The sequence below is a fragment of the Algoriphagus lacus genome, from assembly GCF_003583985.1.
GTDB classification, from domain to species: Bacteria; Bacteroidota; Bacteroidia; order Cytophagales; family Cyclobacteriaceae; genus Algoriphagus; species Algoriphagus lacus.
Genome location: NZ_QXML01000008.1, coordinates 209,364 through 220,343, shown reverse-complemented (window position 1 = coordinate 220,343; position 10,980 = coordinate 209,364). Strand labels below are relative to the sequence as shown.

Below are 10,980 nucleotides of genomic sequence, written 5' to 3'. Positions count from 1 at the left end.
ATAGACAATAATCATATAATATCAAAAGTGCATGTATTGATATTTATATACATCATTTGCAAAAACAGCAAAATTTAATTTTGGGATTTAAAGGACCTTTATAGTTATCCTTCTATTAAGCGCTTGATTTTCGGGACTGGAGTTTGGAACCATGGGCTCATTATCTCCCTTTCCCTCAACTAAAAGTCTTCCAGGATGTAGGCCTGATTTCACTAAAAAAGTCTGAACGCTGGTGGCTCTCTGCAAACTCAGGGTTTGATTATAAGCTGAGCTACCTACATTGTCGGTATGACCCGAAATCAGAATGTTGACATTGGGATTTTCCTGCAAAAATTTCAGCAGGCGCTTAAGTGATGTGATTGATTCAGATTTTAGGTCATACTTGTCAAAATCAAAAAAGACGTTTTCGAACACAAACTCTTCTCCCGTAGCCACTGGGGTCAATTCCACTTTTAAGTCTTTGACATTTTGAATTTTATCCCTTTCCACATTGTAGATTTTAGGCAAATAGCCCTTTTTCTCCACATAGAGGCCTGATACGGCATTTTCCGGATAGAGCATCATAAACTCCCCCGTTTTACCGTCAGATTGGAACTGATACAAAGTGCTGTCGTTTGTAAGGGACACAAGTGACAAAGTAGCGTCTATTGGTTGGCCGGTTTTTGCGTTCAGTACTTTACCTTGTGTTACAAGGAGGTTTTCTCCCAAATAAATTTCTTCCGGAAACTTGAACCGATAAAGCAGTGAGCGGTCTTGCGCTCCATCTTCTTTTGTCAGTTCGGTATAGTAGGCATAATCTTTCTTGGCGGTTATAAAAAGGGCCACTTGATCCAACTGATCATTGATGGGAAGGCCAAGATTCTCGGGGTCCTGAAATTCGCCATCCTTCACTCTGGAAAGAAAAATATCCATCCCACCAAAACCCTGATGGCCATCAGAAGCGAAAAACAAAAGCTCATTATTGAAAAACATGAAGGGTGAAATCTCATCTTTTGGTGAATTGACAATGCTTCCTAGATTTTTGGCATCTGACCAATTTCCGTCATTTAACCGAACGGTATACCAAATGTCATTTCCTCCAAACCCTCCTTTTCGATTGGAGGAGAAAAAAAGAATCCGCCCATCAGCAGAAAGTGAGGGTTGGGAATCCCAGGAACGGGAATTGACCTTAGTTCCCATATTGGTGGGTCGCTGCCAAGTTCCATTGACCTTGTAAGCCACATACAGATCACAGCTTCCCTGAGAATCCGGTGCATCACAGGAAGTGTAAATCAGGATATTTCCATCAGCGGTGACTGTACAAGTTCCTTCATTAAACTGCGAATTGATGGTTTGAGCAATGCTTTGCGGGTCGGTCCATCCTCCGTCAGCCTTCACATAGGCAGTGTAAATGTCCTCCTTGTCAAAATTGCCGGTTCCATCCCTTTTGGTGAATAGGATCTGCTCACCGTCAGCTGTAAGAACCGGGAAATATTGGAGCTGGAACTCATTCAGTGGTTGCTCGAGTTTTTCTTTTTCTATTGACCGAATATCCCCAAGTTGCGTACCCAAAAAGTCGATTTGCTTTTTCATTTGAGTGTAATACATGGACTTTTTGAACACCTCGTCAAAAAGGGGATCCACTTCCTGAAACTGTCTGTATGCTTCGGTAAATTTCCCCTGCTTCAAATAAAGATTGGAAAAAAGCCAACCATAATCCGCTTTGTGTTTTGAGGTGGCATTTTTGCCGGACAATTTTGCTTTGCCTGCTAAGGCCATTTTTTCCGCATCATCCAGTTTTCCCTGAGTAATCATCAACTGGGATACTTTCACATACGCTTCCAAAAAAGAGGCTTCTCTTTCTATAGCAGCTTTGTACTTTTCAATCGCCAGATCATATTCTCTGGATTGAGATAATTCCTCCCCTTCCTGATAAAGCTTAATGGCCTTCCCGTCAATGATTGAAAATGTCTGCGCCTGAGCCCAAAGGGAAAAGAAGCTTAACAGGATGAGAAGGTAAACAGGGCGCATGGACTTAGGGGATGTCCATAAATTTATGAGTTTGAAGAGATATTTTCCAAGTCGGGTGATTTTTCACGTACTCAATGATCTCCGGGGTAAATTTGGCTGCTTTACTCCACTCAGGCTGAAGACGGAGTTCGCAGTCTGAATTCACCAACTTTGCATGGTCCTCGGCAAAATCAAAATCACTCTTATTGTAAATGACCACTTTCAGTTCATCAGCCTCAACATAAATGGATGGATGGGGCTTTTTGAATTTCTTTGGAGAAAAACACACCCAGTCAAAATCACCTGAAAACGGATGGGCTCCTGAGGTCTCGATATTGGTAGTGAATCCCTTTTCTTTCAAAAGTTTGGTCAGGGGTCCGAGATTGTACATCAAGGGTTCGCCTCCGGTGATTACCGCTAGCCTTCCCGGAAAAGCTAAAGCATCTTCGACAATTTTCTCGATTGACAACACTGGCCACTTTGCCGCCTCCCAGGAATCTTTCACATCGCACCAGACGCAACCCACATCACAGCCTCCCAGCCGAATGAAATATGCTGGATGCCCGGTAAATCTGCCTTCTCCTTGGATTGTGTAAAAGGCTTCCATGATGGGAAGCTGTAGCCCTGCGGCTATTAATTCTTGGGTAGTCGGTGCTACCAATTCGAGCGTATTCATGAATTTTTGGTAAAGCGGGTGATTCGACCGCTGAGTTAGAGGGCAAAGATAGGATTGGAAAATTGAAAAATTACAAGATTGGAAAATTAAGCACCTAACCTTTCAATTTTCCGATTTTTCAATCTTACAATTCTTTTCTCATCACCACCCGAAAATCATCCACTCCACCCTTGGGAATGACCTCTATGATTTTAAAGCCCCGATTCAACCCAAAAGTTATCATGGCAGGAAAGCGGTTTCGGGTTTTGAAAAATACGGATGTAAAACCCTTTTCCCTTGCCCAGTTTTCCTGATACTCTGCCAAGGCCTTTGCAATTCCATGTTTTCTAAACTCAGGCCTTACCCCTCCCATCCACGAATAAAACGTATCTGGAGTATCACTCTGATAGCCGACCTTAAAACCCAACAACTCTCCTTCCCTTTCAGCCACCAACGCCAGATGAAGGCGATGCTTCAGGCGTTCAGTATAAAATTCCAAAGAAGCCTTCCCGGGAAACTCCGGGATGTGCTCATGCAGCCAGAGAAGTTCGGCAGGAGACGCTTGTCTTATGGTGAAACTTGAGTGGACTTGTGACATTGGATTTTTGATTTACGAATTACGATTTACGACATTGAAAAGAACCTCAATCCTAATTTCAATTGGTTAATCTTTGGAATTTAGGATTGAGGAACAAAAAAGGGTCGTAAATCTAAAATCGCAAATCGTACTAAAGCCAAACTGATTTAATCTTTTTTGATGGTGGGGTAAGTCACTCCCAACTGCTGCAAATAGGTATCATACTTCGTCTCGTCGTAGTAGAATTTCTCAAGCTGAGGACGGAATTGCTTCATAATGCCTTCATTCAAGTAAATCGGAGGAGCATCGTCCTTCGTGATCATCGGCTTGTAAGTTTCCTCTTTAGTTTGCACATTTTTGAAGTAATCCCATGCCTGATCGACAAGTTCAGGTTGAAGCAAAAAGTCCAAAATGGTCATTGCTTCTGCTTTTGCTCCTGCCGTCACACCCTTGTGAGCGATTGGGGTTGCCATAGCAATGGCATTGCTCCAATGGTGTCCTGGAAGTCCTGGAATGTTGGAAGGAAATCTCAAGGTAACGGTTGGAACCACCCAAGACACATCCCCGATATCATCCGAACCGCCAGAAATCGGCTCAACTACCGGAAGACCCAGGGTATCCAGTTTGGTTGGTAGTCCTTCCTCTTTGGATCCCAATTCTTTTTGAACTGCCTTGGCCAAAGTCTGATCATTTTCATCCCATGTAGGCAAGCCCACCTTCAGGATATTCAGATACATTTTTTCCGCAATCACTTTATTGAAGTGTCTTGGCCAGGCTGTACCCAACACTTTCGAAGTCATAGTGGTCCCCGTCATCAAGGCAGCTCCTTTGGCAATGTCGTTTGCCTGAGCATACATTTCCATGATTCCGTCGTACTTCACATCTCTGAAATAGTACCAGATCGAAGCTTTGGATGGTACAACGTTCGGCTGATCTCCTCCATCAGTGATAACCGAGTGTGATCGTTTGAGCGGATGCAAATGCTCCCGCTTGTAATTCCAACCGATATTCATCAGTTCAGTCGCATCAGCAGCGCTTTTTCCTCTCCAAGGTGCCCCAGCTGAGTGGGCAGCATCTCCTGAAAACGTATATTCCACGGAGATCAATCCTGTACCGCTTGCCTGTCCCCAGCTCACACCCAGATTATTGGCCACGTGGGTAAAAATGCACAAATCCACTCCGTCAAACTTCCCATCGCGTGCAAACCAAGCTTTCGCAGCCACCAATTCTTCGGCAATTCCGGGCCAGAGGACCAAAGTCCCTCCGATTTTTTCCCGCTCCATAATCTGCTTCACAGCCAAAGCTGCAGTGATATTCAAGGGAATCCCTGCATTATGTCCTTCACCATGTCCGGGAGCTCCCTCAACCATGGGTTTGTGATAGGCTACACCGGGGTATTGGGAAGCTTTGGGAATATTGTCCACATCAGAGCCTAGAGCGATAACGGGTCCCTCTCCATTGCTCCAAGTCGCAAACCAAGCAGTGGGAATTCCTGAAACACCCCGCTCGATGGTAAAGCCATTTTTCTCTAATATTCCAGTTAGGTAGTTGGAAGACTCTACTTCCTGAAATCCTAGCTCAGCAAAGCTGAACACTTTATCCACCATCACCTGGCTTTGTTTGTGATTGGCTTGGACGATTTGTGCAGCTTCGGCTTTGAGCGCCTCTATTTGTTTTGGGCTGTATTTTTTTTGGGGAAAAGCCGAAAGGCAGATTCCTCCAGCCAAAGCAAGTGTTACTAATAATTTCTTCCTCATAAGGTCGGTTGGTTAGGTTTGGGAAAGTACAAAAAAGCGCCAAGTACCTGAAACAAAATTGATCAATGGCCAAAATCCCAATTTGGGAGGAATTGGAAATTTGGCTACCAAAGCCGCCTGATTTTTCTATTTTTGCAGGCATTTAGTCAAAAAATCAAGAAAATTTCAATCATGGCGGAGTACAACTTCAGGGAAATTGAGCAAAAGTGGCAAGGATACTGGAAAAATAAAGGCACGTTCAAAGCCGAAGTGGACACCAATCGTCCCAAGTTTTATTCCCTGGATATGTTTCCTTACCCGTCTGGTGCCGGACTACACGTCGGCCACCCGCTGGGATACATTGCTTCTGATATCGTCTCCCGATTCAAGATGCTTAAAGGATTCAATGTCCTACACCCCATGGGCTACGATTCTTTTGGCTTGCCTGCCGAGCAATATGCCATCCAAACCGGACAGCATCCTGCCATTACCACTGAGCAAAACATTACCCGCTATACGGAACAGCTGAAAAACATCGGTTTCGCTTTCGATTGGGACCGGGAAGTTCGCACCTCTGATCCTTCGTACTACAAGTGGACACAGTGGATTTTCATGCAGCTGTTTAGCAGCTACTATGACCATGACGCTGACAAAGCGCTTTCGATTGATTCCCTGATTTCCAGATTCGAAAAAGAAGGAAACGGGAAAGTGAAAGCGGTTTGCGATGATGACACTCCGACTTTTAGCGCAGCTGAATGGAATTCTTTTTCAGAAAAAGAAAAGCAGGAAATGCTGCTCAAATACCGCTTGACTTTCTTGGCTGAGACGACCGTCAACTGGTGCCCGGCTTTGGGAACCGTACTATCCAACGATGAAGTGAAAGATGGCTTCTCCGAAAGAGGCGGACATCCCGTCGAAAGGAAAAAAATGATGCAGTGGTCCATGCGAATCACTGCTTATGCAGACCGGCTTTTGCAGGGACTGGAAAAAGTAGACTGGTCCGAACCGATCAAGGAAATGCAGCGAAACTGGATCGGAAAGTCGATCGGTGCAGAAGTGCTATTTGACGTTAAAGGTTCTGATAAAAAAATAAAGGTCTTCACCACCCGAGTGGATACCATTTACGGTGTGACCTATTTGGCTTTGGCACCGGAATCCGATTTAGCCTCCGAATTGGTAACGGATGATCAACGCGATACGGCCGAGGCCTACATCAATGTGGCCAAAAACCGCTCCGAGCGTGAGCGGATGAGCGACGTGAAAACCATTTCGGGAGCATTCACCGGATCGTATGCCATCAATCCGTTCAACGGAGAAGAAATTCAAATTTGGGTAGCGGACTACGTTTTAGCCGGATATGGCACGGGCGCTGTGATGGCTGTACCTGCACATGACGAGCGGGATTACAACTTTGCGAAGCACTTCGGACTGGAAATCCGCCAGGTGATCAAAGGCTCGATGGAAAATGGATCCTTCCCCGGCAAAGGGGGTTTAATCATCAATTCGGGAATGATTTCCGGATTGTATATGAAGGACGCGATGCAGAAATGCATTGAATTCTTGGAAGAAAAAGGCATCGGTAAGGGCAAAATTCAGTTCAGAATGCGGGATGCAATTTTCACCCGTCAGCGCTATTGGGGGGAACCGCTTCCGGTATATTTCAAGGACGGATTGCCTTATCTGATTGAAGAAAAAGACCTGCCTTTGGTACTTCCTGAGGTGGATAAATACTTGCCTACCGAAGACGGGGAACCCCCACTCGGAAGAGCAAAAGATTGGACTTACAAAACGGCAGACGGAGAATATCCATTGGAACTCTCCACCATGCCGGGATGGGCGGGTTCGAGCTGGTATTTCTTCCGCTACATGGATCCAAAGAACGATTCAGTCTTTGCAGACAAAGCCAAAACCGATTATTGGGGTGCAGTGGACTTGTACATCGGAGGTTCCGAGCATGCTACCGGTCACTTGTTGTATTCACGATTCTGGACAAAGTTTTTGTATGACTTGGGCGTGGTAAGTATCGACGAACCTTTCCAAAAGATGATCAACCAAGGGATGATTCAGGGAAGGTCGAATTTTGTGTATAGGATTAAGCCTTTATTCACTGGGTCAAAAGAAAATGAAAGTGAAAAGGCTATTTTACCAATGATTTTTGTATCCAAAGGATATCAAGACAAGATTGAAAGTGATAAGCTTTCTTCCGAGGAAAAGAAATTAATCGAAGATAAATTCAAAGAGGTTTTTAAAAGACTTAACCCATCCTATAGCTACGAAAGTCTTCAAAAAATTGAAACCTCTGCCATGCACGTGGATGTAAATATTGTCCACAACGATCAGTTGAACCTGGACAAATTCAAAACTTGGAGACCGGACTTAGCTGATGCGGAATTTATCCTGGAAGACGGTAAGTATATCTGCGGTTCCGAAGTGGAAAAAATGTCCAAGTCCAAATACAATGTGGTCAATCCGGACGATATCATCGAGCGCTACGGAGCCGACACGCTTAGATTATATGAGATGTTCCTTGGGCCTTTGGAACAATTCAAGCCTTGGAACACCAATGGAATCGACGGCGTTTTTAAGTTTCTGAGAAAAGTCTGGAATCTTTACCACAATGCAGCGGGGGAATTTGCAGTTTCAGATGCTCCAGCAAGCAAGGAGGAAATGAAAGCCCTTCACAAAGCCATCAAAAAGCTGGAAGAGGACATGGCTAATTACTCCTTCAATACCTCGGTGTCCAGCTTTATGATCTGCGTGAACGAACTTACCGCACTGAAATGCAACAAGCGCGAAGTTTTGGAGCCTTTGGCCATCCTGATTTCACCCTATGCTCCGCATATTGCTGAGGAACTTTGGTCGCTTTTGGGTCATTCAGGATCGATTACCACTTCAAAGTTCCCTGAATTCAAAGAAGAGTATTTAGTCGAAAGCAATTTTGAATATCCGGTGATGATCAATGGCAAAATGCGGGCAAAACTGGATCTGCCGCTTTCGCTCAGCGTGCCTGAAATCGAAAAAGCCGCACTGGAAGATGTACACGTTCAAAAATGGCTGGAAGGTAAAGCACCCAAAAAGGTGATCATCGTGCCAGGCAAGATTGTGAATTTGGTAGTGTAAAATTTCCAAAACCTGAATTTAAGGGGAAACTGTGTTTCCCCTTTTTCATTTTCTGAATTACCTTAATGACCAATACGGGCCCAAATGATCATTTATACATTTCCAGTACAAACTACTTTTATCGACCGTGACCTGGAAATGATCCGTCCAGTCGCTGAAATCAAGCCATTGGAATTCACCCAAAGTCCGGTCAAGCTTCCCTTTTATTTTATCCTTCAGTTTCTTCAACTGCTTTGGTTTTTACCTGTAACTAGCCAATACCTCTGTTTTTTTGGTGGGTATCACAGTGTTTTGCCGGTTTGCTTTGGGAAGGTTTTTGGAAAAAAATGCACCATCCAAGCCGGAGGTACCGACTGCATCAACATGCCTGAGATCGGATATGGAAACTTTCGAAAGAAATGGCTGCGTAAAGCCACTGTTTATTCCTTTAAAAATTGCTCCCTCATCCTCCCTGTCGCTGAGGCTTTGGTTAAACAGGACTATACTTACGACCCGCAGATCAATCCCAAACAAGGCTTACTGAATTTGATTCCTGATTTGAAAACGCCTATTCAGGTAATTCCAAACGGATTCGATACCATGTTTTGGAGGGATTTGGAAGAAGTACGAAAGCCGATGAGTTTTATTTCAGTTGCTACTGGGACCTCCAATCCCTCCCGAGCTATTGTCAAAGGATATGACTTGATTGAAAAATTAGCCGAAAACCATCCTGATTGGAGCTTTTCGCTTGTTGGTGATTCGGCCTATTCATCACCAAACTCCAACGTCAAAGTACTGGGAAAGAGTAAGCCGGCAGAACTCTTGGCACTTTACAATTCCCATCAGTTTTACCTCCAACTTTCCACTTCGGAGGGTTTTCCCAATGCCCTGGGAGAAGCTATGGCCTGTGGCTGCATTCCAATTGGATCGGCTGTCGGGGCGATTCCCGAAATTGTGGGAAGCGAGGGCTTTATTCTTCCTACAAAAGATTATTTCAAACTGGAAAGTATTTTAAATCGTGCTAGTGTGACTGATCTTAATTCAATCCGATTGGCGGCCTCAAAACGAATCCAAACGAAATTCAACTTCGCTAACAGGAAAAAAATGCTACTGAGAAGTTTGGGTGAGTAGGGGAATCAGGATAAATACCCACCCCTGTGACAAAGGTCACCATAAGTTCCAAGTTCAGGTTCGAAATTCGAAACACTAAATCAGGCTCTAAATAATCTCACAAAAGGCTGTCCTCCACGGACAAGTCTTCTTGAAGGATAGAAAAGCTGTTGATTTTTGGATTAAAGGGTTAATTAAAGCAAAAAGCCTTTTCGAAATTTTCGGAAAGGTTTTTTTGTTTTTAACCTCAAAATCAGAATCTTTTGGAAATCGATTTCTCAAGGTTCACAAAACCGAATTTTCTCATAATTACATTTTTTCGAAGCTTTTTACTGGTTTTTGAAACCGGTTTTTGAATTTTCAACAAAACCTTGGAAAATACAGACAAAAAAAGAGGGAGCCTTTTAGAATTTAGGCTCCCGGTCAGGGTTTATTGTCAATGGATTAAAACCATATAAACTTTGGCAAAGTGCTGGGTTGAGCGATTATTCTGTTTGCAAAAGTTTATTAAACCTATCAAAAGCAAACAAAGAATCAAAATTTCAGTAAAAAATATCTGATTTTTTTTCAACGGATCTCCACTTCAATTCTTCAATGTCTTGCCTCAGCTAATCAAATTTCCTTTTAACTTGATGCAAAACCGAAGCTGATGAAAAAATTTCTTCTATTCCTTGGTATCCTTTTCATTATTTATCTAATCGGAATCAATACGGTTCCCCAATACATTGAATCCCAACGGAATCCCGTAAAAGCAATCGGACCGCATCAAGTTTCTCCTGAGGCACAGGCATTATATGACCGCTTGGATTTCATTTCAGACCTTCATTGCGACGCTTTGCTTTGGGGAAGAAATCTAAACAAACGTGAAGATCGTGGGCATGTGGATTTCCCAAGAATGCGTGAAGCAAACGTTGCGTTGGAAATGTTTACGATCGTTTCCAAATCTCCAGCAGGGCAAAATATACAAAGCAACAGTGAAGATGCTTTTGACAACATCACTCCACTTACTATCGCAAAAGGCGAAAGCCCTTGGAACTGGTTTAGTCTGTTCAATAGAACAATCTCCCAATCTGAAGCCTTGGCTGCTTTTGTTGAAAATGAAGAAGAGAAAGCCATTTTCGTCAAGTCAAAAGCTGATTTGGAAAAGTTGATCGAAGCCAGAAAATCAGACAAGCAAGTAATCGGTGCTATGCTTGGAATTGAAGGTGGACATGCACTGGAAGGCACCTTAGAAAACTTGGATGCCGTCCATGCAGCTGGAGTCCGAATGATAGGACCTACCCACTTTTTTGACAATGAATTTGGGGGATCAGCCCATGGAAAAAATGGAGCAGGACTATCCGATTTTGGAAAAGCAGCAGTAAAAAGAATGAACGAATTGGGCATTTTCATTGATTTGGCCCACTCCTCTCCGGCTATCCTTGAAGATGTACTTTCCATTACCACCGAACCAGTCATTGTTTCCCATACTGGAGTAAGGGCAGTGATGGATTCTCCTCGAAACCTGACCGACGAGCAAATCCAAAAGATAGCAGCTAACGGAGGCATCATCGGAATAGCCTTTTTTGATATGGCTGTTGGAACTCCGGAATTACCCAATATCATCGCTTCCATGAAGCATGTCCGCGATTTGGTCGGCGTCCAATATGTCGCCTTGGGTTCGGATTACGATGGCTCGGTGGTTGTTCCATTTGATATAACTGGACTGCCATTGATTGCGGAAGGCCTTATGAATGCTGGATTTACCGAAGAAGAAATTCGCGCCGTAATGGGAGAGAATGTAAAGCGATTTTTTTTAAAGAACCTTAGATAAA

Annotated in this window: 7 protein-coding genes; 3 read left to right on the top strand and 4 right to left on the bottom strand. The window is 43.8% G+C overall.

The annotated features are described in order from the left end of the window. Positions 1 to 87: 87 nt before the first annotated feature. The 4 genes from D0X99_RS16005 to D0X99_RS15990 all read right to left on the bottom strand — a co-directional run bounded on the left by D0X99_RS16005 (position 88) and on the right by D0X99_RS15990 (position 4,978). Positions 88 to 2,010 (bottom strand): OmpA family protein, encoded by a 1,923-nt coding sequence (locus tag D0X99_RS16005; protein WP_119478856.1) that lies wholly within the window; start codon positions 2,008 to 2,010, stop codon positions 88 to 90. Positions 2,011 to 2,014: 4 nt separating this feature from the next. Further along, on the bottom strand, positions 2,015 to 2,665 hold the full coding sequence (locus D0X99_RS16000) for a 7-carboxy-7-deazaguanine synthase QueE (RefSeq protein WP_119478855.1): 651 nt from the start codon (positions 2,663 to 2,665) through the stop codon (positions 2,015 to 2,017). A 124-nt stretch (positions 2,666 to 2,789) separates the two neighbouring features. Then, entirely contained in the window at positions 2,790 to 3,242 is a 453-nt protein-coding gene (locus D0X99_RS15995) for a GNAT family N-acetyltransferase (RefSeq protein ID WP_119478854.1), read from the bottom strand. Between the two features lie 146 nt (positions 3,243 to 3,388). Further along, a complete protein-coding gene (locus D0X99_RS15990) occupies positions 3,389 to 4,978 on the bottom strand; it encodes a peptidase dimerization domain-containing protein (protein WP_119478853.1) in 1,590 nt (529 codons plus the stop codon). A 171-nt stretch (positions 4,979 to 5,149) separates the two neighbouring features. On the opposite strand from D0X99_RS15990, the gene D0X99_RS15985 reads away from it, so the two are divergent. From D0X99_RS15985 to D0X99_RS15970, 3 genes are all read left to right on the top strand, one after another. Then, the gene (locus D0X99_RS15985) at positions 5,150 to 8,077 is read left to right on the top strand and encodes a leucine--tRNA ligase (protein ID WP_119478884.1); all 2,928 of its coding nucleotides are present in this window, start codon (positions 5,150 to 5,152) and stop codon (positions 8,075 to 8,077) included. A gap of 84 nt (positions 8,078 to 8,161) precedes the next feature. Further along, a complete protein-coding gene (locus D0X99_RS15980; RefSeq protein WP_119478852.1) occupies positions 8,162 to 9,187 on the top strand; it encodes a glycosyltransferase family 4 protein in 1,026 nt (341 codons plus the stop codon). A 628-nt stretch (positions 9,188 to 9,815) separates the two neighbouring features. After that, entirely contained in the window at positions 9,816 to 10,979 is a 1,164-nt protein-coding gene (locus D0X99_RS15970) for a dipeptidase (protein WP_119478850.1), read from the top strand. The last annotated feature ends 1 nt before the right edge of the window (position 10,980 follow it).